This window comes from Melittangium boletus DSM 14713 (assembly GCF_002305855.1).
In the GTDB taxonomy this organism is placed as follows: domain Bacteria; phylum Myxococcota; class Myxococcia; order Myxococcales; family Myxococcaceae; genus Cystobacter; species Cystobacter boletus.
Genome location: NZ_CP022163.1, coordinates 6,716,499 through 6,739,212, shown reverse-complemented (window position 1 = coordinate 6,739,212; position 22,714 = coordinate 6,716,499). Strand labels below are relative to the sequence as shown.

Below are 22,714 nucleotides of genomic sequence, written 5' to 3'. Positions count from 1 at the left end.
TGCGCCGAAGCTTGCCTTAATGACCATGAGGCTCGAAGCTAATTAGCATCATGGACCTCACTCAATCCTTTCCCAACCTTGAATCAGTAGCGCAGGCGAATGGGACTTCGCTGCCCAAGTTGGCGGCGAAGCCTACTGACCCGTCCGCCTTTTTGAACCTAGCGGCGAGTTGCTGGTGGGTGGCATCCGACCTGACAAGGCAAAATGTCGTGGCGGACCCGTATGGATATCTTGCTACGCTCGAAGCCTTTCTTTCATCGTTCGCACCGTCTGAACTGCCTCGGGCCAAGTTCTGGAACAAGGTCAAGAACCCGAACGACAGTGCGTTTCTCGATACTGTCGCGGAAGCTGCTTTCTCGCTATATCTTCGTCAGAGCGGTCAGCAAATTCGCGTCGAGGAACCATTCTCCGCTGCGTCTGGCTCGAAGGACGCAGATATCCTGCTAACCAGCGACGGAAATGACTATTGGCTCGATGTTATCTGTATCGACCCACAACAACCAGTGATTGCGAATGGTTTTGTGGTTCAAACCCCAGCGACTCTCGCGCACCTCTTCAGTCGTAGCATTGAAAGCAAGTACGACCGAAAGTTCCGAGACGCTGTCGCAAATGGGCCACTACAGGGGAAGAACGTCGGCGTACTCGCATGCATCCTCAAATACGAGGCGGCATTCATTCCCCTGCTGATGACCGGTCAGCCGCTGCCCCCCCCCTCTCCCCAGCTCTTCGCCAACTGTCCGGGCTTGGTCGTTGGATGGGTTCACTCGCTTCGCAAGCTAGCTGCAGATAGCGATCTGCTCGTTCCTATCCCGTTGCTTAAGTGGTCTCGCCCTTAAGCCTGCCCGAAGAGCCAAGTGAGAGAGCAGTCCACCAGCGACTGGGGGGAGTGCATGTACCGGCGGGCGCGCAGGAAGGGCAGCCAGACGTGCTTACCAACGCGCACCTGGGACTCCTCCAACTTCTGCTGCGGTCCCGACTTCCAGCCCAGCAGCCACAAGAGGAAGCCCTCCTGGTAGCCCAGTGCTGGTGTACCCCTGAGCCATCCCCTCGTTTTATTAGCCAGAGGAGGAGGCGGCTGCCTGGCTGCTTGGTGCTAGAGGTCATGCCTTTGATACTACTGGAGAAGTGAGTTCCAAAGCCATCAACGAGCAGCAAGTGCATGCCTTCCTCTCGGGCCTGTTCGGCCCGGACGTCCACGCCATGCGGGTGCTGTCCCTGTCGCTCGCGACCCTGGGCGTCATTCATGCCGCCAGCCTCTCCGTCTACGCCATTGGACAGGCCTTGGGCATGGCGCGGGGCAAGAAGGGCAAGCATGGCGTGAAGCAAGTCGACCGGATGCTGTCCAACCCCGCCTTGAAAGTCTGGCACCTGTTCAAGTTCTGGGTGCCGTTTGTCGTGGCGGAGCGGGCCGAAGTCCTCATCGCCTTGGATTGGACGGACTACGACGAGGACGACCAGACCACCCTGGTCGCCTCGCTGGTGACGAAGCACGGTCGTCCCACGCCGCTGGTCTGGCTCACCGTGCAGAAGTCCACGCTCAAGGGGCTGCGCAATGACGCGGAAGACAGCGTGATTCTCCGGCTTCGGGAGTTGATTCCCTCGCGAGTCCAAGTCACCTTGCTGGCGGACCGGGGCTTCGCGGACCAGAAGATGTACACCCTGCTGGAGCAGGTGGGCTTCGCCTATGTCGTGCGCTTCCGCAAAATCATCGCCGTGACGAGTGACCAGGGAGAGAAGAGAAGCGCGGGGGAGTGGGTGCCCCAGGCGGGACAGATGCGACTGCTGCGCGGAGCCCGCGTCACGGCGGAGGGCAAGCAGGTGGGGGCGGTGGTGTGTGTGAAAAAGAAGGGGATGAAGGAGGCGTGGTGCCTGGCGACGAGTCTGACGGAGGCGACGGGGGCGCAAGTGGTAGGCCTGTACCAGCGCCGCTTCAGCATTGAAGAAAGCTTTCGGGACATCAAGGACCTGCGCTTCGGAATGGGCCTGTCCAGCATGAGAATCGCCGAACCCGACCGGCGGGACAGACTCTTGTTGGTGAGCGCCATGGCGTGTGCCTTGATGACCCTCTTGGGAGCAGCGGGTGAGAGCCTCGGGATGGAGCGCTACCTCAAAGCGAACACGGACAAGACGCGAACCTACTCGCTCTGGCGTCAGGGCTGTATGTACTACCAGTCGCTCCCCATGATGCCGGAGGCCCAGCTCCGTCCCCTCATGGAGCGCTTCGCCCAGCTCGTCGGCGAGCAACTCATCTTCCGTGAGGCCTTCGGCCTTATATAAAATGAGGGGATGGCTCAGGCGGCGCCCTTCTTCTGCTTCGACTGCCTGAACGCCTCCGTCAGGACATCCCACCGATGGAGCTTGTCGTACAGCGCGTAGAACCGGAACGTCGGCTCCGCCTTGGCCTTCGCGTACAGCTTCGCTCGGAGCTCTTCGAGCTTTGTAGGGGTTGTTAGGCTCACGCCAATCTCCCGCTGCGTCTGCCCCTTGCGAAGCACCCTGAACCAGGGCCCCTTCCCTCCACGGTCGTTACCCGCTTCATCGGTAGTACGGGCCCCTCCGACTCCTGGCCTTCGCCACGCCCTTACGGCGTGTTCGGGTCGCTACCCCGCTCGGACCAGGTCTCCCGTGTTGCGCACTTCACCGTGTGCTCACATGCCGCGCCCCACTACCCCGGTGGTCCACCCGGCGATGTTGCTGTCGACCTTCTCGCCGGGCGCCTGGCCTTCCCTGTATGTGCGTCAGGTCGGCTCCCACGATTGCCCTTTCGGGGCCTGCTCGGGCTTCACTCACGTTGCGGCCTGCAAGCTCGCTCGACCTCCTTTCGAGGCCTTCTGTCTCTGGGCTTCGAGTCCGTCAGTCGCCCGACGTCCCCGCCAGATAGCTACCGAGGGGGTCGACTTCCTCCTCGGGCGGGACTTCCACCCGCTGGTCAAGTGCACCTTCACGGCGCACGCACACTGAGGGCACATGCAGCCCAGCTGGGTGAAGCCACTCGCGGACGTGAGCGGCCAGAGTTCCCCGGTATCCCAGGGCTCGCGAGAAGCCCGTGGGAGGCTGACGATAGCGTGTGCCCTGGCAAGCGCGGGCAGCCGCACGCACATGGGACCGTTCTTCCCGAGTGGGCGCGGGCCCTGTTGAGCATCGGGGGCGCAGTCCCGCGCGAGCTACCAACGCGCGGGTCGGCTCGCTTCGGCGGTGCGTCTGCATCCGATCAAGGCGTCACCAGCACCTTGATCGACTTGCGTTCGTCCATGGCGCGATAGCCGTCCGGCACTTCGTCGAGGCCGATGGCGCGGTCGAACACCCCGCCCAGGCTCGATCGTTCCCTCGAGAACCTCCGGCAGGAGCTCGCGGATGTAAGCGCGCACTGGAGCTGGGCCACCACCGACGATCACGTTCTTGAAGAACATCTGCTCAGCGCGCGCGCCGGTAGTGCATGGCGACCGCGCCGCTGCGGAGCGGCTTCGCCGAGACCAGCTCGAGCCGTCGCGTGCTGGGCAGCCCGCTCTGGTACAGGGTCGGGCCGTGGCCGGCGATCCTGGGGTGGACGAGGAACTTGTACTCGTCGATCAGATCCAGCCGGTCCAGCTCGGTCGCGAGCTTGCCGCTACCGAGGAGCACGCCGGCCGGGGTCGCGTCCTTGAGCTTCTGCACGCCCGTGCGCAGGTCGCCGACGATGTGGTGGCTGTTGGTCCACGGGAAGTCCTTTCGCGTCGACGACACCACGTACTTCGGCTTGGCCTCCAGCTTGACCGCCCACTCGCGCATCGCCGGCGGCGCCTCCTCATCGCCGCGGGCGACCGCCGGCCAGTAGCTCTCCATCATCTCGTAGGTGACGCGGCCCCACAGCATCGCCCCGCCCTCGTCCATGAGGCGGGTGAATAAGGCGTGTGTCTCGTCGTCGGCGATTCCCTCCTGGTGGTCGACACAGCCGTCCAGGGTGACGTTGATGCTGAAGGTCAAGAGTCCCATGCGGCGAGTCTAAGCCATACACTCCTGGCGATGGAACGGCAGGCCGTCGCAGAACTTGTCGCTGAGGATGTGCGCCAGGAGCGAAGGTGTCGCGAGCGCGCGCGGCAGGATCTGCGGCGGCAGCGGTGCGGTCACGATCGTCGGCTCGGCAGTGTCCGCCGCGCCGGCGTCGCGTCGGCGGGACCGCGACGGAGCCTCGAGGTCGATGCCCTCGAGGAGGTCGTCGAGCGCTCGCTCCTCGATCGCGACCACGGCGGCGCCCTCCTCGGGCGCGACCGGAACCCGGAACGTGCCCATGTCCAGCCGCTTGTAGAACAGGCAGATGCCGGTGCCGTCGAAGAACAGCACCTTGATGGTGTCACGCCGCTTGCCGAAGAAGACGAACAGCGCGCCGCTGCGCGCCTCGTGTCCCAGCCGCTCGGCGACCACACCGGACAGCCGGTGGAGGCCCCACCGCAGATCGATCAGGTCGAGCGCGACGAACACCTCCACACCGTGCGGAATCACCGGCCGCCCCGCACGCCCATCAGCTCAAGCACCGCCGCCACATGGAATTCGGCCCGGCGCTCGCGGTAGGCACGCCACTGCTCCTCGCAAAACGCCGCATAGGCCTCGGCGTCTTGGCTCGCGATCCAGCGGTGCGCCGCCTGTGCGCTGAACAGGGCGAAGCTGATGCCGTGGGCTGCAATGGGCTCAAAGGCGAGGGCTGCGTCGCCGATGGCGATCCACCGCTCGCCAACGAGCGGACGACGCATCACTCCGCGGGCGTCGGTCCCCCTGGGCCTCGCCGCTCCTCGCCGTGGGTGCCTCGACGTTCCTCTGGCCTCGGCTCGGAGGACTGGCGCTACCGGTGGCGGCCTATGTCGTCGTCATCTGCACGATGATGTGGCGCGCGACGGCCATGCTGGGCAAGGCCGGACTGGCGCGGCGCGAGCAGTGGTTCGCGCTGGCCGGCTCATTGTTGTTCGCCACGAGCGATGGACTGCTCGCCCTCCAGCTCTTCGTCCACCCCATGACCGGCGCGGGCTATCCCATCATGCTGCTGTACTGGGCCGGGCAACTCGGCATTGCCCTGTCGGCGTGGGCGCCCCAGACGCTCGGGAGCCTAGCGAAGTTCCAGCCTCTCGACGCCGCCCTCCGCCCCGCGCCGAGACCAGGAGATGCATAGGTCCCTTCGCTGGGCGCCCGTGGGGTTCCGACTCAGCGCGTCGAGCCATTCCCGTGGGCACGAACGGGTCCGAGCTCGACGCGTCTAACGGTGCGTCGTCGGGTGGTTGGCGGTCAGCGGAATCTGTCCCGAGAACATCCGGTTGATGTCGCCCGCCAGCCGCAAATAGAAGTCCGACGAGACGGAGACGCCGTCCACGTCCAGGGTCAGGAAGTACTGGTTGTTGGGGATCATCGAGCTGTTCTCCGCCAGCTTGGCGATGGCCGTGCCTTCATCGTACTCGTCGAACATCGCCACGTACCCGGTGGAGATGCCCACGCTCTTGAGGTTGTAGGCCTGCCGCCACATGAAGTCGCCGTGGAGCCGGGGATTCTCATTCCTGGGCCCTCCGGTCATGTTGGACCAGGCGGAGCCCGGCCAGATGACCGGCTGATAGGCGATTCCGTACTGCTGCGTATAGGCGAAGTCCGGCTGCCACTGGTTCGTCTTGAAGTGATCCGCGCCCTCGAGCGTCCCGAAGCGGGCGACGAACCAGGGGGAGATCATGTTGAGCGACCGGTAGACATCCCCGAAGCCCGCCTTCGAGTCGTTGTTGCCCGTGCGCCAATAGGTGGGAACGCCGCCGATGACATAGGCGCCCTGGCTCTTGAACCAATTGATGAGTTCGGCGGATTCGGTGGCCGTGCCGGGCCGGTCGGTGAAGCCAATGCCCCAGATGCACACGACGAACTTGCCACCCTGCCGGGCGTAGGCGCTGGACGAGGTCAGATGCATGGCATTGACCACTTGCGCCGTCCAGTCGCGCTTGACCGCGTTCACCCAGTTGCCGGCGTTCATACCGGTGATGTCGTACATGACGTAGAACTTGCGGCCATATGCTTCCGCCGCGTTCTTCACCTTGACCGCGACGCTGTCCCGGTTGGTCTTCCATCCGTTCGGCGCATCGTTCTCGTCGGCGCCGAAGCGCTGCAAGGCGGCTCCGTCGATGTTGTAGGTCCGCATCCACTCGAAATGCTTGTCGACGGTTTCCTGATCGTACGAGGAGAACAGCCTCGCGGATTGCCCGTTGCCCAGGTTCCCCAGCTGGGTTTGATACAGCTTGGAGTACTCCCGGATGTCCGGGTAGAGCTCGAAGTTGACGTTGGAGTTGGGGGCCGGCGCGCTGCTGTTTTTCGACCAGTGGACCCAGCCGTTATTGGGCGAGCCATCGCCGGCGGCGTTGAACCACCCCTGGTACCCGGCGAACAGCTTGCCGACGACGTCTCCGCCGCTCGTCGGTGGAGGCGTCGACGACGAGAACTTGAACCACTTGAGATTGAAGAGGTTTCCCGCGCCTCCGGTGAACTTCAGATACAGGTTGTGCAGACCACTGACGTTGCTCACGGCGCAGGAGCGGGTGACCCACGTCTGCCACCCTCCCGTTGCCGGGACCGCGCAGGTCCCCGCGAGCGTTCCGGTCAGACTGTCGATCCTGATTTCGATCTGGCCGCCCGCCGTATTGCTGGCGACCCGGGCATCGAAGGCGGTGGCGCCACTTCCGAAATCGATGTTGTTGAACGCGATGAAGTCGCCATTGTCGACGAAGGCGACATTCTGGCCGCCCTCGCTGGAGGCTTCCAGTTGGATTCCGGATTGGCTGTCATGGCTTGACGCCTCCAGTTGGCTGAACGCGGAGCGGGGAGAGGTCGGGGGTGGAGTGGTGGGTCCATTCACCTCGAATTCGGAGACCTGCCCCCCCGTCGCGCCCGAATTGGCCGTGAAGTTCAGCTTCACGTATCGCGCGGGGGTCGCCGTGAAGTTCAAGGTGACCGTATTGGCGGCACTCGGGCTGAACGCATGGCTGGCGGAATCGAGGAGCGGGGTGTAGGTGACGTCATCGACGCTCTTGAGGACGGAGAACGTCTGTGTCCGGGCTCCCCAGGACACCGGAAGCCGGAGGACCACCTGATGGATGGTCGTCGAGTTGCCCAGATCGACCCGAATCCAGTGGGGATAGGCATTGGCGGCCCCTTCCCAGTAGGTGGAGGGATTGCCATCGATCGCGTTCGCCGCGACATACGTCTGCGTGTGATTGCCCGCCGTGACTCCCTGGGCGACGAGCTTCAGCGCACCGCTGCCCACCTCCGTTGGCGGCTCCGAGGGAATCGAGTTCGCGGGCTCACAGGCGGAGGAGCCCACCACCAGCAGGCCCCAGACTCCCATCATCAGGAACCGACGGCTTCCCATTGCCATGTTGAATTTCAAGGTCACGTCACTCTCCTTGTGTCCGGAACCCGGACCACGACTCGGCGGGACAGGGGACCCAACCCTGATAGGCCAGGAAAGCGCGTCTTTCAATCCATTCAGCTTGTCAGGAGATGGCGGGTTCAAGCCTACCTTTGCGCCTGGGGCTTACTTTCCAAGGAGTTGGTGGTTTACAACAACACCTCATGAGCCGACCCCCGCTTCCCCCCTTCACCGCCGAGACCGCCAGCAAGAAGGCCCGCCTCGCGGAAGACGCATGGAACAGCCGCGATCCCGCGCGTGTCGCACAGGCCTATACGCAGGACAGCCGCTGGCGCAACCGGGCGGAGTTCTTCCAGGGCCGAGCGGCCATCGAGGCCTTTCTGACGCGCAAGTGGCAACGCGAGCTCGACTACCGCCTCATCAAGGAGGTGTGGGCCTTCACGGACAACAGGATCTCGGTGCGCTTCGTCTACGAGTGCCGCGACGACAGCGGCAACTGGACCCGCGCACACGGCAACGAGCAATGGGAGTTCGACGAGCAGGGCCTCATGCGGCGGCGTGAAGCGAGCATCAATGACGTGCGCATCCAGGAAGGAGAACGGCTCTTCCACTGGCCGCTCGGACCAAGGCCGGAGGGTCATCCGGGGTTGAGCGAACTCGGTCTCTGAGCGTCAACCGGCTCCACGCGGGAGGCCGTCCTCCAGAAGACTATTCACCCTGATAGATGCCCACGGCGCCGTCATGGCCATACTCATCCCGCCCGAACGCCACGAGCAGCCGCCGCTGACTCCCAGTGCCCGCGGACTGGATGTCCCAGACGGGCAAGCCAGCGATGGCGCCCAGCTCCGGGGCCAGGCTGATCACCCGCTCGCCCTTGAGCCGGGTGATCCCTCCGCCCCAGCGGTGACCCACCCAGAGACTGTCATCGCTGGGGTCACGCGCCAGCGCGGAGACGTATCGCCAGGGAGAGGAACCCAGGGCGTACTGCCTCACCACGCCCGAGGCATCCATCCGCGCCAGGCCCCACGCGAAGGAGCCCACCCACACCGAGCCATCTGGCATCAGCGCCAGGCCCGACACGTTGTCGTCCACCCGATCCAGGGGGCCCGGAATGCCCACCTCATCCACCCGGTCCGGCCAGACGTCGATGCGGTTGGCCATGGCGGAGCGGGTCTCCGACTTCTTGCGGGCGTCCTCGAAGTCCCGGGGAGTCTTCACCGTCATGTAGCGAAAGCGCGTGGTGCGGTTGGCACCGCCAAACCAGACGTCTCCATCGGGACGCACGGCGATGCCGTAGTACGCGTCCGTGAGCCGGAACTGGTGCCCCGTCGCGTCCTTCGCGGTGATGTACGGATGCGTGTGCTCCCCCACTCCCGAGCAATGCCGCTGCCCGTTGCAGGTGGGGCTGCCCTGGAAGTCGGGGTCCCCCCAGGCGAAGGCGTGGTTGGCCCCGAACCACAGGTTGCCATGCTGGGGATCCCACACGATGCGCAGCACGGAGCAGATCTTCTCGCGGCCGCCCGCCTCATCGCTCACCACGCCCGGGCCCGAGGAGATGTCGTAGTGGACGACCCGGATGCCCGTGCTCGTCAGCGTGACCTTGTCCGCGTCCCCGCTCTTGTAGATGTTGGGATTCCGCTCGCGTGAGGACGCGTAGTAGTTGTCCTCGCAGGCCCCCTGCCCGGCGTAGCCCACGAACACGGTCCCCGAGGGGCCTCCCGCCACGGAGAGGACCTTGAGGTACTTCGGGCCCACCGGATCGCTCCCGTCTGGCAGGTAGCCATAGGGGCGCAAGCCATCCGCCAGGGTGAAGCGCTCGAAGGTGGCCGCCCCGGGCCGCAGCAGGAACAGGCCTTCTTCCCCTCCCGCCACCCAGAGATTGCCGCCCGCGTCCTCGGACACGGACAGCACTTCATGGGGAGCCCCCCGCTCGGGACCGAGGAAGGTCCACCCCGCGGCACCGGACGGCCGGGGGACATCCTCGGAGAACTCGTTTCCACACAGCAGCGCCGCGGCCAGCCCACCCACCACCACGCCCCCACCCCACCTCATCACACTCCGCATCCCCACGTGCACCCTCACCGCTCGCGATTGGACACCCCGTCCAATGTGGGATGAAGACACCGCAAGGAGGATGCCAGCCAACGGCGGCGCACAAGGCCCGGAAACACCACGAGCACGGTGGGAGGCCTCGTGGGAGGCATCCAGCACCGTGCTCGCGGAGACGACGAGACGCCAAGAAGCGAGGACTAGGCCTCGGCCTTCTTGCCGCCCTTCTTGGCGGGGGCAGCGGCGGGGGCCTCGGCGGCGCCCTCGGCGGGAGCAGCGCCCCCTCCGATGGCGGCCTTGGCGCCGTACTTCTTGCGGAACTTGTCCACGCGGCCCGCGGTGTCGAGCAGCTTGTACTTGCCGGTGAAGAAGGGGTGGCAGTTCGAGCAGACTTCCACGGCGAACGAGCCGCGCGTGGACTTGGTCTCGACCACGTTGCCACACGCACAGGTGATGCGAGAGGGGGGGTACACCGGGTGCAGATCGGCCTTCATGTTCAACTCCCTGCGCCTTGCCCCCACCCGAGGGTAGGAGGTCTGGCGTTCTAGAGGTAGGCCGACGCTTATAACGGCGCACCGGCCTGGGCACAAGACCCGAGACCGGGCCTTGGTTCCGTCTAATGAGATGCGGATCCCGGCGGCTCGATTCGCTCCACGCGCTGTTTGAGCTCGGGATCATCCGGGACATCGCTCCCCAGGGCGACATACGAGAAGCGGAGCGTGCGCTCGCTCCCCTTCCCGCTCGGGCCCTGGAACGCCGCCAGCTCCTTCTTGCGCGCCTCCAGGCCGGCGATCGTCTCCTTCCAGGTGCCGCGGACCGACTCGTCCTTGGCGGCGGCGAGGCTCTGCTTCGCCTGCTGGAGGTTCTGCTCGATGACCTTGAGGCTCTGCTGGGCGCGTTCCACCGCGGACAGGTCCGAGAAGGGACCCTTGTGGCCCGCCACGGAGAGCACCACCTGGGCCACCTGCCGGCCCCGCTCGCCCGCGGACATGACGAAGGCGTAGTCGTCGCGCTGCGCCAGGGTGGAGGCGCGGCGGTCATGGGATTGAAGGATGAACTCCATGGCCTGGCCCCCCTGGAGGGACAGCTTGGAGGCCTCCACGGCCGGAATGGCGGCGAGCACCACCACCACGTCCACCTTCTCCTTCTCGCGCAGGCGGCGCGCCTCGGCGAGGGCGGCCGGGACGGGAGGCCGGCCCACCACCCCCGGCTGCCGGAAGACCGGGCCCTCGGGGGACACGCCCACGAGGCCGAACTTCACCCCGCCCACGGACACCACGGTGGACGCGTCGAAGAGCCGCGCGCCCGAGGCGTCCACGAGGTTGGCGGACAGGAGCTTCATCTTCCCACCCTTGGGGGCTTGCTTGTGGGCTTGAAGGAGGAAGTCCGTCCCCAGGGACAAATCCCTCTCGCCCACGGCCATGGCCGAGGTCCCCAGGGCCTCCATCTGTTCGAGCAAGAGAAGGGCACGCGCCTTCTCCTGGGGATCCGTCCCCGGAGTGGCGTTCTTGAACAGAGCGTTTCCCGCGTCCAGCACCAGCACCGGCCCCTTCGCGCGCTCCCGCGACAAGACCGTCTTTCGTCTGGCCAGACCGCCAGACGGGTTGTGGCGTCAACCACAGGGGGCGATTTCGCCCCCATTGTCTCCGGTGAAGAGCAGCACCACCTGCTTGGGCGCCGCGCTCGCCACCCAGGGCGTGAGCACGAGTGCCAGCAGCGCGAGCAGCCATGGACGCAGTCTCATTTCTTCCCCTTCTTCGCCTTGTCCAGCTCCGCGAGCCGGCTCTTGGCCGTCTTGGCCGCCTCGGACTTCGGGTAGCCCTTGACGAGCTCCTCGAGCGCCAGCCGCGACTCCTCCTGCATCTTCAGCTTCTTGAAACACTCCGAGGAGCGCAAGTAGGCACCCGGCGTGGCCTCCGCCTTGGGGTACTCCTGTAGGAGCTTGCCGTACTCGAAGAGCGCCTCGCGGCACTTGTCCTCGGTGAAGTAGCTCTCCCCGAGCCCGAAGTGGGCGTCGGCGACGAGGGCGTCCTTGGGCCACTTCTTGATGAACTCGTTGTAGAGCTGCCGGGCCACGGTCATGTCCCCCGCCTTGGCCTTGGACTGGGCCAGCGCGAGGAACTCCTTCTTGTCCGTGGGGCGCTTGAGCTCCTCGGCCTTCTTGCGGGCCTCGGCCTCCTTGAGGGCTTCCTCGCCCTTGAGCGCCAGCAGCCGCTTGTCGGTGTCCTCGCTGGCGCGGGCGAGCGCCGACTCCAGCTCTCCAATCTTGTGGAGGTACGTTTCCACCTGGCCGCGCAGCTGGGCCAGGTCCTCCACCGTCTTCTGCAACTGGATGCCGATGTCCGCGCCGGAGCGGCGCGACGCGGTGTCCAGGCTCTGCAGGGCCTTGGAGACCTCGGCGATCTTCTCGTCGATGCGCGGCAGCGTGGCGTCGAGCTGCTCGCGCGTGCGCTTGATCTCCTCCTGGAGCTGGGCCTGGGTGGTGTCGATCCGCTCGAGCCGGGACTCCAGCGTCCGTCCGCGACTCGCGGGGTAGAAGCAGCCAGAGATGGCGAGCGGCAGGGCGATCAGGGCGAGCCTTCTCATAGGGGGCGCATCCTATGCCCGCCCTTCAACGAGAGGAAGCGGAGCCGGAGCGCTCCATGCGCTCGATCGCCCGGGCGCACGCCACCTGGAGCCGGGCGTTGTTGAGGAAGAAGGGCGTGGCGCGCGCCCGGCCCTCCTCCAGGGAACGCAAGGCGCGCCGGTACTCCCCGGTGGCCTCGCCCAGGGCGTTGCGCTGCTCGCACACCATGGCCAGCAGGTAGCGGGCCGCGGCGAGATCCGGGTCCAACCGGAGACAGCGCCGCAGCGTCTCCTCGGTCTGGGGAGTCGCCTGACCGCCCGAGGCGGCCCATTCCAGCACCAGGCTGAAGAGCGCGTCCGCCTCCACATGCGCCAGCGCACCGCCTCCCGGTCGCGAGGGAGAAGGGGCGAGTGACTCCGGAGGAGGAGGAGGACACACCGGGGTACTCACGGAGTAGAAACGTCCCGAGCCCGATGCGACCGAGGGAAAACGTCCCGAACTCGAGGGCGCGGCAGGAGGAGCGGCGGGCTGCGGAGGAGCCCGGCCATAGAAGAAGGCCTCATCGAAGCGCAGGGTGCGCAGCCCCGGAGGGGTGTTCAGCAGGGGCTCGGTGGAGGAGAGGACCAACAGGCCATCGGAGGCGAGCCGCTCACAGAAGGCGGACACCACCCGCGTGAAGGCCTCGGGACTGAAATAGATGAGGACATTGCGGCAGACGATGACGTCGAAGCCCTGACGCTCCACGGGCGAGGGGTAGGCCGTGTCCATGAGGTTGTGGCACAGGAAGCTGCCGCGCTCCTTGAGGGACGCCACCAGGGAGTAGCGGCCAGCGCCCACGGGAACGAACCAGCGATCGCGCGCGCTCACGGGCACCCGCTGCATCTGCTCCGCGCTGAAGCACAGCTCCCGGGCGCGCTGGATGGCCGTCTCCGAGATGTCCGTGCCCAGCACCGTGCTGGAGGGATCCGCCCCCACCTCGGCGAGCAGCACGAGCAGCGTGGCCACCTCCTCACCGGTGGCGCAGCCGGCGCTCCACAACCGCAAGGGCCGGCGCACCCGGGCCACCAGCGGCGCCAGCACGTGCGTGCGCAGCGCCTCCAGCTGGGACTCGTCGCGGAACAGCTCCGTCTTCTGCACGGTGATGACGTCGATGAGCTCGGCCAGCTCCGCGCTGCCCTGGGGTGACTGCAGGTGCAGCAACCGCTGCGCGCTCGCCCCACCCGGCCGCGCCGCCAGCTTCTCGTCGAGCCGGCGGCACTGCAGATCGCTCAAGGCCATGCCCGAGCGCCGCGCCACGAGCGCGTGGAACGGGTTGAAGCGGGACGGAGGCGAGGGCGGCACCGCGGCTCAGCGCCCCACGGCCAGGGATTCGCCACGCACCAGGCGCATCAACGTGCTCGCCACGTCATCGCCGTGGATGAGGTGATCCACCGCCTTGCGCCCCACCGCCGCGCCCGGCATGCCGAACACCACGCACGACTCCTCGTTCTGCGCGAGCGTCAGGCCCCCGCCCTGCTTGATGGCGAGCAGCCCGTCCGCGCCGTCCTCGCCCATGCCGGTGAGGATGAGCCCCAGCGCGCGCCGCCCATACGCCTTGGCGGCGCTCTCCAACAGCACCGTGCCCGAGGGCATGTGGCCATCGCGCTCCACGCCCGGCTTGAGCGCCACCCGGCCCCGGAAGGGAATGGTCATGTGCTGGCCGGGCGGAGCGATGAGCACGTTGCCGGGCAGCAGCTGCTCGCCATCCTGCGCCAGCCGCACCTTGAGCTTCGAGGAGTTGGCGAGCCAGCCCGCCAGCGACTCGGAGAAGGCGGCGTTGATGTGCTGCACGATGACGATGGGCGTGGGGAAGTCCGCGGGCAGCTCGGACAACATGCGGAAGAGCACCTGCGGGCCGCCCGTGGAGCTGGCCACCGCCAGCACGCCATACGGCATGCCCACGGGCGCGGGCGCGGTCCCGCTTCCGGGCAGCGGCGGCCGGCGCTTGCTGTGGATGTGGCGGATGACTCGCACCGAGGACAGCAGCTTCACCTCGCGCGACAGGTTCCACGCCTCCAGGCCCGCGTCGATGGATGGCTTGATCTGCAGCGCCAGCGCGCCGATCTCCAGCGCCCGGCACGTGAGCTCCGGAGCCTGCTGCCGCGGATCCGCCGTGAGCATCAGGATGGGCGTGGGCACCTCGGCCATGATGTGCTCGACGGCCGTGAGCCCGTCCATCACCGGCATCTCCACGTCCATGGTGATGACCTGAGGACGAAGCTCCCGAGCGGCCTCGAGGGCTTCCTTGCCGTTGTCGCAAGTGCCCACGACTTCCAGATCCGGATCCCGACTCAGTGCTTCGCAGATCAGCTGTCGGCAGATATGCGAGTCGTCGACGACCAGCACCGACACTTTCTTGCCCATGTGGCTTCCATACCCCGTGCGCGCCCCCCGGAATATACCCAATGTGACCGACGATGCCCCAGACGTCCGTCAACCCAGGAGCCGGCCCACCACGTCCACCAAGTCCTGACGCACCAGGTCACCCTTGGTGATGTAGCCATCCGCGCCAGCGGCCAGGCCCCGTTGCCGGTCCTCCTCGCCTCCCCGTGTGGTGAGGATGACCACCGGGAGGACCTTGTGGGTGGGGTGGGCCTTGAGCCGGCGGGTCAGTTCCAGGCCGTCCGCGCGGGGCATCTCCAGGTCCGTACACACCAGGTCCACCCGGGTGCTGGCGAGCAGATCCAGGGCCTCGATGCCATCGGTGGCCATGACGACGTCGTACCCCACGGCCTCGAGCAACGAGCCGATGAGCTCGCGCGTCAGGGGCGAGTCGTCCACCACGAGGATGCGGCGGCGGGGGGCGGGGGCCGGACGCGGGACCACGGCCGACGCCCGGCTGCCACGGAAACCCGCGAGGCCCCGGGCATTGGCGATGAGGTGCGCCGCCGACAGCACCATGGACAGTCGGCCGTCCGCGAGCGTGGTGGCCCCCGTGAGGTGGGGAAAGTGCGCGAGCAACCCCTTGAGGGGCAGGATGGCCTGGATGCTCTCCTCGAGCACCCGGTCCACCGCCAACGCGGCCATGGAGCCCTGGCTGCGCACCACGAGCACGAGCGCCCCCTCCCCCGCTTCCTGCTCCGGACTCAGGCCGAGCAGGGCCCCCAGCGAGGCGAAGGGCATGGGTTGATCATCCACCTCGAGCACGCCGCGTCCGGCGACCTCCCGGATCTGCGAGGCCTCCACCCGCACCGCCCGCGAGACGTGGGCGGCGCTCAGGCACAGGGTCTCCTCGGCCACCTTCACGAAGAGCAGCGGCGCCACGGTGAGGGACACCGGCACCCGCAGCTCGAAGCGCGTGCCCTGGTTCCCGTGGGACGCCACGAGCACGTCTCCGCCCAGGGCCCGGAGCGAGCTGCGCACCGCGTCCAGCCCCACGCCGCGCCCGGAGATGTCCGTGGCCACCTCGCGGGAGGTGAAGCCGGACAGGAAGATGAGCTCGCGCGCCGCCTGGTCCGTCAACGCCGACGCCGCGGCCTCGTCCAGGAAGCCCTTGCGCACCGCCGCGCGGCGCAGCAACGAGGGCTCCAGGCCGACCCCGTCATCCTCCACGCGCAGCACCAGCCGGTTGCCATCGCGCGCGGCGCTCAGGGTCAGCTTGCCGCGCGGGTGCTTGCCCGCGGCCACCCGATCCACGCGCGACTCCAGGCCATGGTCCAGCGCGTTGCGCACCAGGTGCAGCAGGGGATCCCTCAACGCCTCGACCACCGCCCGGTCGGCGCGCGTGTCCTCGCCGTCCACCACCAATTCCACTTCCTTGCCCAGCTCGCGCGCCAGATCCCGCACCATGCGCGGATAGGGCTCGAAGAGCACGGACAAGGGAAGCATGCGCAGGCGCTGCACCTCGTCGGCCACGTAGCCCAGGTCGCGCAGCTCCTCGTTGGCCAGCAACTTCTCCTCGCGATGGAGGGCGGCGGCCAGCTCCTTCGCGCGGCCCAGCCGCTCGGCCAACACCGCGCCCGCGGGGCCCAGGTCCTCCGCGGAGCGCGCGAGCAGGCTCAGCTCGCGCGCCAGATCCAACCGCCGGGTGGTGGCCAGCTCGCGGCGGCGCGACACCTGGGTGAGGTTGGTCACCGCGCTGGTGAGACGCTCCAGGCTCGCCACGCCAATGCGCACCGAGCCATCCGTGCGCTCCCCCGTGCGGACCGCGGCCGTCGCGGTGGACGTGCGCGCGGGTGGCTCGGGCACCGCGGGCGGCATCCGGGAAATGGAGGTGGCGACCGTGACGGAGGCCGGAGTCGGCGGAGGCGGCGGCGCGCGCGGCGGCTCCACCCCCATCGAGCGGCCCACGAGGGGCGCGCGGACCGAGGGCGCCGCCGGGGCGATGGCGGGAGGAACCGGAGGCCCCAACCGGGAGACCAGCGAAGGCGCCGTCACGTTGAGCGACGCCGAGCCCCAGGCGGGCGTGACATCATCCCCGGACTCCTCCACGGACTCGCGGCGGGGGCTCGGGGCTGCCGAGCGGGGCGGCGCCACGGGCGGGGCGGCCGGGGAAGCCCCCAGGCCCGACACCTCGGCCCGGGTGCACTCCTGCAGTCCTCGCACCAGCTTGCCCACCTCGGGAGGCGACTGCGCGGGCTCCTGCCCCGCCGCGCCGGACAGCACCAACACCGCGTCCGCGGCCCGCAGCAGCGCGTCGATGGACTCCGCGGACAGCGCATGCTCGGCGCGCTCGGTGGAGCGCACCAGTTCCTCCATCTCGTGGACGACGGTGTTGATGGTGTCGAAACCCATCATCCGCGCCTCGCCCTTGAGGCCGTGCAGCTCGCGCAACACCGTGCGGCCCGCCTCGGGGCTGGCGCCGGCCTCCAGCTCCACGATGCGGCGGTTGATGCGCTCCAGGCGCACCCCCACCAGCTCCCGGAACTGCTTGAGCAGCTTCTCCCGCCCGCTCACCCGTTGCCCCCGGTCCCCGTGGGGTCGATCTGGAAGCGCTCCACCACGCTCCGCAAATCCCTCGCCAGCGTGGACAGGTCCCCGTTGGCGCTGATGACCTGCTTGGTGGCGTTGTGGCTCTGCTGGGTGATGCGCAGGATGTCCGCCATGGCCTCGGCCAGGAGATCCGTGCCGCCCTGCTGCTGCTGGGTGGCCAGCGAGATGGCCCGCACCGCGTCCGACGTGCGTCCCGCCAGCTCGACGATCTGCCGCAGCGATTCGGACACCTGCTGCGCGAGCGTGGTGCCCATCTCGGTGGCGCGCACGCCGCCCTCGGTGGCCATCACCGCGCCGCCCGAGGCATCCCGCACCTCCTCGATGAGCCCCTCGATCTCCTTGGTGGACTCGATGACGTTCTCCGCCAGGCGGCGCATCTCCGCGGCCACCAGCGAGAAGCCATGTCCCACCTCTCCCGCCTTGGTGCCCTCCAGCTCCGCGTTGAGCGCGAGCAGGTCCGACTTGTCGGCCACGCCGTTGATGAACTCGACGATCTTCCCGATCTGCTGCACCCGCTTGTTCAACCGGACCACCGCCGCGGCGATGGCCTGGTTGTCGTGGCGCATGCGGTTCATCGTCTCCAGGAAGGACTCGGAGCTGGCCTGGCCCGCCTTGGCCGCCGCGAGCGTCTTGTGGGCGATTTCCGCCACGGAGCCCGCGTTCTCCGCGATCTGCCGCGCCGAGCGTGCCAGCTCCTCGGTGGTGGCGCTCGTCTGATCCAACGAGCTGGCCTGCTCGGCGGCACCGGCCTCATAGCGCGAGGAGGTGGAGAGGATTTCCCCGGTGGTGGTGCCGATGCGGCTGCCCGCGCGCTGGAGTTGCGCGAGCACCCCCGCCAGGTGGGTCCGCATGGTGGAGAAGGCGGCGGACACGGCCCACACCTCGTCCTCGGCGGGGATGACGCGCGGCTGGCTCAGGTCCCCCTCGGCGATGTGGTGGGCCGCCTCGCCCAGCAGCCGCATGGGACGGCCCAGGAGGGTTCCTCCCAGATAGGCGGCCGCCAGCGCCACGCCGAAGATCAGCAGGCACAGCACACTGCCGGACACGAGCGACTCATGGCGCAGCGCCTCGGCCAGGTCCACCTGCCGCGCGGAGCTCGTCTCCGCGAGCACCTGATCGAACGCCCGATCACTGAGCACCGTGGACACGTCCCAGATGAGCACCGCGGGCGTCACCACGACGATGGCGGTGAAGAGGACGAGCCGCAGGCGGATCTGCGAGCGCTTGGGCGCGATGCTGATGGCCACTTGCGGCGTCAGGCCCAGCGAGAACAGCTCCAGCACCACGCCACGCGCCTGCAGGGTGACCATGCAATAGGTGAGCAGCGCGACGAGAGGACCGAAGACGAACCCCGGCCAGCCCGTGTGCACCGCCTGCGAGAAGCTGGAGAAGGAGCCATGGAGCCAGAGGCTCGCGTTGACGAGCCCGGAGGCGAGCAACCACGCGAGGAGCGTGGCGCAGAAGGTGAAGTCCGCGAGCCGGTGCACCTCGAGCACGGCGTCCGCCAGGCTCTCCTCGGTCACGAGGCCGTCCTCCACCTCCACGGACCTGAGCACGCGCAGGTGGCGCAGGCAGAGAAACCACACCACCAGCACGGCGGCCAACGAGAAGGAGCCCATCAGATGGGGGAAGAGCGAGAACTCCTCCTCCAACCGCATGCTGACGGTGAGCTGCAGGTAGCGCGCGCCGAGCAGGGCGGCGATGAAGTTGGCGCCGAGCACGGCCCGAAGCAGCCGGCGGCTGAAGGGACGGCGGGCACGCAGGATGCGAGGGCGCTGCATCACGCCTCCTCCCGCTCCGCCACGCGGAAGCGCTGCACGGTGGCCTTGAGATCGCTGGCGAGCAGGGACAGGTTGGTGTTCGCGGCCACCATCTGCTGCGTGGCCTCGGCGTTCTCCTCGGTGACGCGCAGGATGTCACCCATGGCCGCGGCGAGCTGATCCGTCCCCGTCTGCTGCTGCTGGGTGGCCAGGGAGATGGAGCGCACGGCGTGGGACGTCTGCCGCGCCAGTTCCAGGATGAGGCCCAGGCTCGCGTCCACCTGCGCCGCGAGCGATGCGCCGCGCTCCGTCGTCTTCAAGCCCGCCTCCGTGGCCATCACCGCCGCCTGGGTGGCGTCGCGGATTTCATCGATGAGCCGCTCGATGGCCAGCGTGGACGACAGCACGTTCTCCGCCAGGCGGCGCATCTCCGCGGCCACCAGCGAGAAGCCCCGGCCCGGCTCGCCCGCCTTGGTGCCCTCCAACTCCGCGTTGAGCGCGAGCAGGTCCGACTTGTCGGCGATCTCGTTGATGAACTCCACCACCTTGCCGATCTGCTGCACCCGCTTGTTGAGCCGCACCACGGCATCCGCGATGGCCTGATTGTCCCCCTTCATGCGGTGCATGGCGGCGAGGAAGGCCGCCGCGCTGCGCTGACCACTCTGCGCCGCGCCGAAGGTGGTCTCCGCCATGGCCGACACCGACTCGGCGTTGACGGCGATCTGCTGCGCCGAGCGCGCCAGTTCCTCGGTGGTGGCGCGCGTCTCGTTGAGGGAGATGGCCTGCTCGCCCGCGCCCGATTCCTGGTCCGCCGAGGTGGCCACCAGCTGCTCGGTGGTGGAGGAGATTTGAAGCCCCGCGCGCTGCAGTTGCACGAGCGCCTGGGCGAGCTGGGCCTGCATGCGCGTGAAGGCGGCCGACACGGCCCACACCTCGTCCTCGGCGGGTATGAAGCGGGGAGTGCGCACCTCGCCCTGAGCGATGCGCGTGGCGTCCTCGGACAAGGCGCGCAGGGGCTCGGCGATCACCGTGCCCGCCAAGTACGCCGTGCCCAGCACCAGCATCACCACCAGCCCCGCGAGCATGCCCAGGGGCAGCCCCGTGGCTCGCCGCGCCCGGCGCACCACGTCCCGCTGCACCTCGCGATCCTTCGTCTCGAGGATCTGATCCAAGGTGCTCACGGTGCGGCTCACCGACACGTCGAGGATGAGGAAGGAGGGGCAGAGCACCGCCACCGCGGTGAACAACACCAGCCGCTTGCGCAGCCGCAGCCGTTCGGAGGGAAGGGCCGAGATGACCTCTTGCGGCGACAGCCCCTTGGCCGCGATGCGCTCGGCGGCGAGACGACTGCGGCGCACCACCAGCAGGTACACGAGCATGGCGGACAACGGACCGAGCGACACGCCCACCAACCCGATGCGCATCCCCAAGGTCCAGGAAGCCCCCGCCAGCGGCGTATACGTCGCCGCCAACATCAGCGCGCCGCCCAGCCATCCCTGGAGGGTGAACCAGAACGAGCGGCCGGGAATGCGGCGGACCTCCTGCAACGCACGGCGCAGGTTGTCCGGGCCGGGGGCCAGACGCCCCTCCTCCAACGCCCGCAGCACCCGCAGCGCGTGCCGCTCCTGGGCGCAGGACAGCACGCTGTTCATCACCAGCACGGCCGCCATCAATCCCAGGAAGAGCCAGATGCCATCCCTGGGCAACGAATGCGTGACGCGCCCGTAGAGCAGCGCCAGGGACAGGCCCAGGGACCCGCCCCACCAGGACGGACGCGTGGTCCACTCCGACAGCCCCCGCAGCCCCGAGTGCTCCTTCACGCGGCCTCCCGCGAGGAAGGCGCCAGGAAGCGCCCGAAGTCGGCCAGCGACATCACCGGCCACAGAGCGCCACGCACCTGGATGAAGCCTTTCAAACTGCCCCCCGCGATTCGCGCGAGCAGACCTGGCGCGGGCAGCAGGGCATGCGGCTCGGCGTCGATCTCCAGCGCCTCCACCCCCACGCCCTCGCCCGAGACCGCCACGAGGATGCGCCCGGTGACGGACGACCCGTTGAAGGCCCGGCTGGCCGAACCCGCCAGCCCTCCGAACGTCGAGGGGGACTCGATGGTGGCGACCTCTTGCGCGGCGAACGCGACCCGATCGTCACCCGCACGGCACAGGAGCGTGCCCGACAGCCGGCTGCCCATGCGTCAGTTCCCCTGACTGAGGTGATCGAACAGCCCCTCGGGGTCGATGACCGCCACGTCGCGCTGGGCGCTGCGGGCCGGTCCACGCAGGTGCAGATGCACCCCATTGGCGCCCAGGGGCTCCAGGCGGCCATCCACCTGGGACACGCCCGCCACCCGGCTGGCCGTCAGCGCCAGGGTTCCGCGACCCAACCGCACCAACACCGCGCGGCGCGTGGGCTCGCTCTCCCCGGACACCAGCATGCTCATGTCCACCACGGGGATGACTTCTCCGCGGTGGGCGAACACGCCAAGCAGGTGCGCCGGGGCACCCGGTACCCGCGTCAGCTCGGGGAAGCTGACGACTTCCGCCGCGCACTCCGCGGGCACGGCGTACCAACTGCTTCCACAGGCGAACACCAGGTAGGACTGCCGCGTCTCGGTCTCGATGGAGGCCATCGCGCGGCAGCCTACCTCAAAGCCGGACTAGCGGTTGAATTCGACGCGACGGTTGGCCGCCCAGGCCTCTTCCGAGGCACCCTGCTCGGCCGGCCGGTTCTCCCCGTAGCCCACGGTCTTGAGCTGGCTGGCCGAGATGCCCAGGTCCACCAGGTACTTCTTCACCGAGGCGGCGCGCTTCTGGGACAGCTGGAGGTTGTACTCCTCCGTGCCACGCTCGTCCGCATGCCCGGCGAGTTCGATCCGGCCCGACCCCGCGTCCTTGATGCACTGGGCGAGCTCGCTCAGGCGGCTCTGGGCGTCAGCGGGCAGCGTCGCCTCGTTGAAGCCGAAGCGCAGCGGCTCCCAATTGCACTCGGACTTCGTGGCGGCGGCCACGCACTTGTTCTGCTGGCACTCCTGGCCCCCAGCGCAGTCGGCGCTGTCGTTGCAGGCGCCCGGCGGCAGCACGCAGCGGCCCTTCTGGCACTCCTGGGCTCCACCGCACTGGCTGTTGGAGGTGCACTGCGGCGCGGCGCACTTGCCGCCCTGGCAGATCTGCCCGCCGGTGCACTGCTCATCGCGCGAACACTCGGGGCCCTTGGGAACGCACTTGTTGCCCTGGCACGCGAAACCTTCCTTGCAGTTGGCGTCGGCGGCGCACTCCTGGCACGTCCCATTGACGCAGACCTCGCCCTTCTCCTGGCAGGTCTCGTCGCTCTTGCAGTTGGGGTAGGTCGGCGGGCAGCCGGCGAGTACCGCCACAGCGAGGGCGAGCCCCGCGACCATCGAGATCCGACGCATTGGTCCTCCAGTGAAAAATGTCATGAAGATGAGTAGCGCAGCGCGTCCGCCTCTAGCCCGCCATGCAACGCGGAGTCAAAGCCTTTTGTCCCCGTCTCACCGGGGGACTGGGCGCTACCGGGCGCGGCACTCCCCTTCTTCCCAGCGCAACCGGGGCACTCGCGTCAGTCCACAGTTGGACGGTCGTTGCTCCTCCACTTGCCATGCCTGCTCGGCCTTCTCGAGTGCCTCCAGCCGCGCACGCAGCGTCCGCTCGTCCGTCGTCCGGGAGCAATAGGCGAGATAGGTGCGTGGCCCACCACAGGACTTGTGACCCAGTCCCGTCAACTCGCACTCCTCCACTTTGTCGCACCCCCTCGGATTGGCCAGTGCCCTCGCCTCGCGCTCGAGCCGCTCCACGCGCTGCTTCCACTGAGAGCCCGCCACCGCTCCTCCCGCCAGGAGCAGCCCCAACACCACTCCGCATCCACGCACGTTCCACGACGGCATCGCGCACCTCACGTCCCTAAAATGAAGAACGCGCTGGCGGGGAAAAACCCCACCAGCGCGTTCAAGGTTGAACAGGTCGTCGGGAGGTCAACCGGGTGGAGCGC

23 protein-coding genes and 1 pseudogene are annotated in these 22,714 nt (G+C 68.0%); 4 read left to right on the top strand and 20 right to left on the bottom strand.

Annotated features, from left to right (window positions below):
- Positions 1 to 50: 50 nt before the first annotated feature.
- Positions 51 to 836 (top strand): hypothetical protein, encoded by a 786-nt coding sequence (locus MEBOL_RS41415; protein WP_157775551.1) that lies wholly within the window; start codon positions 51 to 53, stop codon positions 834 to 836.
- Here the strand turns inward: MEBOL_RS41415 and MEBOL_RS41410 are convergent.
- Positions 833 to 997 (bottom strand): hypothetical protein, encoded by a 165-nt coding sequence (locus MEBOL_RS41410; protein WP_157775548.1) that lies wholly within the window; start codon positions 995 to 997, stop codon positions 833 to 835. The two genes, MEBOL_RS41415 and MEBOL_RS41410, sit on opposite strands and share 4 nt — an antisense overlap.
- 128 nt (positions 998 to 1,125) lie before the next feature.
- Between MEBOL_RS41410 and MEBOL_RS28150 the strand changes: the two genes are divergently transcribed.
- Positions 1,126 to 2,277 carry an IS4 family transposase gene (locus MEBOL_RS28150; RefSeq protein WP_095980339.1) on the top strand — a complete coding sequence of 384 codons (1,152 nt, stop codon included), beginning with the start codon at positions 1,126 to 1,128 and terminating at the stop codon, positions 2,275 to 2,277.
- Positions 2,278 to 2,291: 14 nt separating this feature from the next.
- Here MEBOL_RS28150 and MEBOL_RS28145 read toward each other — a convergent pair whose 3' ends face one another.
- The 4 genes from MEBOL_RS28145 to MEBOL_RS28125 all read right to left on the bottom strand — a co-directional run bounded on the left by MEBOL_RS28145 (position 2,292) and on the right by MEBOL_RS28125 (position 4,727).
- Positions 2,292 to 2,495 carry a hypothetical protein gene (locus tag MEBOL_RS28145; RefSeq protein ID WP_095980338.1) on the bottom strand — a complete coding sequence of 68 codons (204 nt, stop codon included), beginning with the start codon at positions 2,493 to 2,495 and terminating at the stop codon, positions 2,292 to 2,294.
- Positions 2,496 to 3,414: 919 nt separating this feature from the next.
- Positions 3,415 to 3,972, bottom strand: a complete 558-nt coding sequence (locus tag MEBOL_RS28135; RefSeq protein ID WP_095980337.1) for a dihydrofolate reductase family protein — start codon at positions 3,970 to 3,972, stop codon at positions 3,415 to 3,417.
- Positions 3,973 to 3,981: 9 nt separating this feature from the next.
- Entirely contained in the window at positions 3,982 to 4,458 is a 477-nt protein-coding gene (gene tnpB / locus MEBOL_RS42380; RefSeq protein WP_218920821.1) for an IS66 family insertion sequence element accessory protein TnpB, read from the bottom strand.
- Between the two features lie 17 nt (positions 4,459 to 4,475).
- Positions 4,476 to 4,727 carry an NAD(P)/FAD-dependent oxidoreductase gene (locus MEBOL_RS28125; protein ID WP_095980336.1) on the bottom strand — a complete coding sequence of 84 codons (252 nt, stop codon included), beginning with the start codon at positions 4,725 to 4,727 and terminating at the stop codon, positions 4,476 to 4,478.
- Positions 4,728 to 4,771: 44 nt separating this feature from the next.
- On the opposite strand from MEBOL_RS28125, the gene MEBOL_RS28120 reads away from it, so the two are divergent.
- Positions 4,772 to 5,140 (top strand): lysoplasmalogenase family protein, encoded by a 369-nt coding sequence (locus MEBOL_RS28120; protein WP_245918917.1) that lies wholly within the window; start codon positions 4,772 to 4,774, stop codon positions 5,138 to 5,140.
- A gap of 84 nt (positions 5,141 to 5,224) precedes the next feature.
- On the opposite strand, the gene MEBOL_RS28115 is transcribed toward MEBOL_RS28120, so the two are convergent.
- Positions 5,225 to 7,390, bottom strand: coding sequence for a carbohydrate-binding protein (locus tag MEBOL_RS28115; RefSeq protein ID WP_245918915.1), 2,166 nt, complete (start codon positions 7,388 to 7,390; stop codon positions 5,225 to 5,227).
- A 179-nt stretch (positions 7,391 to 7,569) separates the two neighbouring features.
- Between MEBOL_RS28115 and MEBOL_RS28110 the strand changes: the two genes are divergently transcribed.
- On the top strand, positions 7,570 to 8,034 hold the full coding sequence (locus MEBOL_RS28110) for a nuclear transport factor 2 family protein (protein WP_095980334.1): 465 nt from the start codon (positions 7,570 to 7,572) through the stop codon (positions 8,032 to 8,034).
- A 40-nt stretch (positions 8,035 to 8,074) separates the two neighbouring features.
- On the opposite strand, the gene MEBOL_RS28105 is transcribed toward MEBOL_RS28110, so the two are convergent.
- From MEBOL_RS28105 to MEBOL_RS28045, 14 genes and pseudogenes are all read right to left on the bottom strand, one after another.
- The gene (locus MEBOL_RS28105; RefSeq protein WP_245918913.1) at positions 8,075 to 9,418 is read right to left on the bottom strand and encodes a ligand-binding sensor domain-containing protein; all 1,344 of its coding nucleotides are present in this window, start codon (positions 9,416 to 9,418) and stop codon (positions 8,075 to 8,077) included.
- A 296-nt stretch (positions 9,419 to 9,714) separates the two neighbouring features.
- Positions 9,715 to 9,909: pseudogene (rpmE, locus tag MEBOL_RS28100) on the bottom strand (50S ribosomal protein L31); the annotation flags it as partial.
- 122 nt (positions 9,910 to 10,031) lie between these two features.
- Positions 10,032 to 10,985, bottom strand: a complete 954-nt coding sequence (locus MEBOL_RS28095; RefSeq protein ID WP_342747672.1) for a bifunctional UDP-sugar hydrolase/5'-nucleotidase — start codon at positions 10,983 to 10,985, stop codon at positions 10,032 to 10,034.
- A 42-nt stretch (positions 10,986 to 11,027) separates the two neighbouring features.
- Entirely contained in the window at positions 11,028 to 11,159 is a 132-nt protein-coding gene (locus tag MEBOL_RS43795) for a hypothetical protein (protein WP_281256594.1), read from the bottom strand.
- Positions 11,156 to 12,001, bottom strand: coding sequence for a tetratricopeptide repeat protein (locus MEBOL_RS28090; protein WP_095980332.1), 846 nt, complete (start codon positions 11,999 to 12,001; stop codon positions 11,156 to 11,158). The genes MEBOL_RS43795 and MEBOL_RS28090 overlap by 4 nt, the downstream gene beginning before the upstream one ends.
- Before the next feature lie 25 nt (positions 12,002 to 12,026).
- Positions 12,027 to 13,322, bottom strand: a complete 1,296-nt coding sequence (locus tag MEBOL_RS28085; protein ID WP_342747671.1) for a CheR family methyltransferase — start codon at positions 13,320 to 13,322, stop codon at positions 12,027 to 12,029.
- Positions 13,323 to 13,328: 6 nt separating this feature from the next.
- Positions 13,329 to 14,384: a chemotaxis-specific protein-glutamate methyltransferase CheB gene (gene cheB, locus MEBOL_RS28080; protein WP_095980331.1), complete on the bottom strand. Its 1,056-nt coding sequence runs from the start codon at positions 14,382 to 14,384 to the stop codon at positions 13,329 to 13,331.
- A gap of 69 nt (positions 14,385 to 14,453) precedes the next feature.
- Entirely contained in the window at positions 14,454 to 16,916 is a 2,463-nt protein-coding gene (locus MEBOL_RS28075; RefSeq protein ID WP_095980330.1) for a hybrid sensor histidine kinase/response regulator, read from the bottom strand.
- Entirely contained in the window at positions 16,913 to 18,733 is a 1,821-nt protein-coding gene (locus MEBOL_RS28070; RefSeq protein WP_095980329.1) for a methyl-accepting chemotaxis protein, read from the bottom strand. Before MEBOL_RS28070 ends, MEBOL_RS28075 begins: the two co-directional genes overlap by 4 nt.
- Positions 18,733 to 20,532 (bottom strand): methyl-accepting chemotaxis protein, encoded by a 1,800-nt coding sequence (locus tag MEBOL_RS28065; RefSeq protein ID WP_095980328.1) that lies wholly within the window; start codon positions 20,530 to 20,532, stop codon positions 18,733 to 18,735. Before MEBOL_RS28065 ends, MEBOL_RS28070 begins: the two co-directional genes overlap by 1 nt.
- Entirely contained in the window at positions 20,529 to 20,900 is a 372-nt protein-coding gene (locus MEBOL_RS28060) for a protein CrdC (protein ID WP_095980327.1), read from the bottom strand. The genes MEBOL_RS28065 and MEBOL_RS28060 overlap by 4 nt, the downstream gene beginning before the upstream one ends.
- A 3-nt stretch (positions 20,901 to 20,903) precedes the next feature.
- A complete protein-coding gene (locus MEBOL_RS28055; RefSeq protein ID WP_095980326.1) occupies positions 20,904 to 21,338 on the bottom strand; it encodes a chemotaxis protein CheW in 435 nt (144 codons plus the stop codon).
- Positions 21,339 to 21,365: 27 nt separating this feature from the next.
- Positions 21,366 to 22,121 (bottom strand): OmpA family protein, encoded by a 756-nt coding sequence (locus MEBOL_RS28050; RefSeq protein WP_095980325.1) that lies wholly within the window; start codon positions 22,119 to 22,121, stop codon positions 21,366 to 21,368.
- A gap of 114 nt (positions 22,122 to 22,235) precedes the next feature.
- Positions 22,236 to 22,610 (bottom strand): hypothetical protein, encoded by a 375-nt coding sequence (locus MEBOL_RS28045; protein ID WP_095980324.1) that lies wholly within the window; start codon positions 22,608 to 22,610, stop codon positions 22,236 to 22,238.
- Positions 22,611 to 22,714 lie beyond the last annotated feature (104 nt).

What these genes read in the sequence shown, in the direction of transcription:
- MEBOL_RS41415 (WP_157775551.1), top strand. Translation starts at nt 51, where the DNA reads ATGGACCTCACTCAATCCTTTCCCAACCTTGAATCAGTAGCGCAGGCG.
- MEBOL_RS28135 (WP_095980337.1), bottom strand. Translation starts at nt 3,972, where the DNA reads ATGGGACTCTTGACCTTCAGCATCAACGTCACCCTGGACGGCTGTGTC.
- MEBOL_RS28125 (WP_095980336.1), bottom strand. Translation starts at nt 4,727, where the DNA reads ATGCGTCGTCCGCTCGTTGGCGAGCGGTGGATCGCCATCGGCGACGCA.
- MEBOL_RS28110 (WP_095980334.1), top strand. Translation starts at nt 7,570, where the DNA reads ATGAGCCGACCCCCGCTTCCCCCCTTCACCGCCGAGACCGCCAGCAAG.
- MEBOL_RS28105 (WP_245918913.1), bottom strand. Translation starts at nt 9,418, where the DNA reads ATGAGGTGGGGTGGGGGCGTGGTGGTGGGTGGGCTGGCCGCGGCGCTG.
- MEBOL_RS43795 (WP_281256594.1), bottom strand. Translation starts at nt 11,159, where the DNA reads ATGAGACTGCGTCCATGGCTGCTCGCGCTGCTGGCACTCGTGCTCACG.
- MEBOL_RS28090 (WP_095980332.1), bottom strand. Translation starts at nt 12,001, where the DNA reads ATGAGAAGGCTCGCCCTGATCGCCCTGCCGCTCGCCATCTCTGGCTGC.
- cheB (WP_095980331.1), bottom strand. Translation starts at nt 14,384, where the DNA reads ATGGGCAAGAAAGTGTCGGTGCTGGTCGTCGACGACTCGCATATCTGC.
- MEBOL_RS28070 (WP_095980329.1), bottom strand. Translation starts at nt 18,733, where the DNA reads ATGCAGCGCCCTCGCATCCTGCGTGCCCGCCGTCCCTTCAGCCGCCGG.
- MEBOL_RS28060 (WP_095980327.1), bottom strand. Translation starts at nt 20,900, where the DNA reads ATGGGCAGCCGGCTGTCGGGCACGCTCCTGTGCCGTGCGGGTGACGAT.
- MEBOL_RS28055 (WP_095980326.1), bottom strand. Translation starts at nt 21,338, where the DNA reads ATGGCCTCCATCGAGACCGAGACGCGGCAGTCCTACCTGGTGTTCGCC.
- MEBOL_RS28050 (WP_095980325.1), bottom strand. Translation starts at nt 22,121, where the DNA reads ATGCGTCGGATCTCGATGGTCGCGGGGCTCGCCCTCGCTGTGGCGGTA.
- MEBOL_RS28045 (WP_095980324.1), bottom strand. Translation starts at nt 22,610, where the DNA reads ATGCCGTCGTGGAACGTGCGTGGATGCGGAGTGGTGTTGGGGCTGCTC.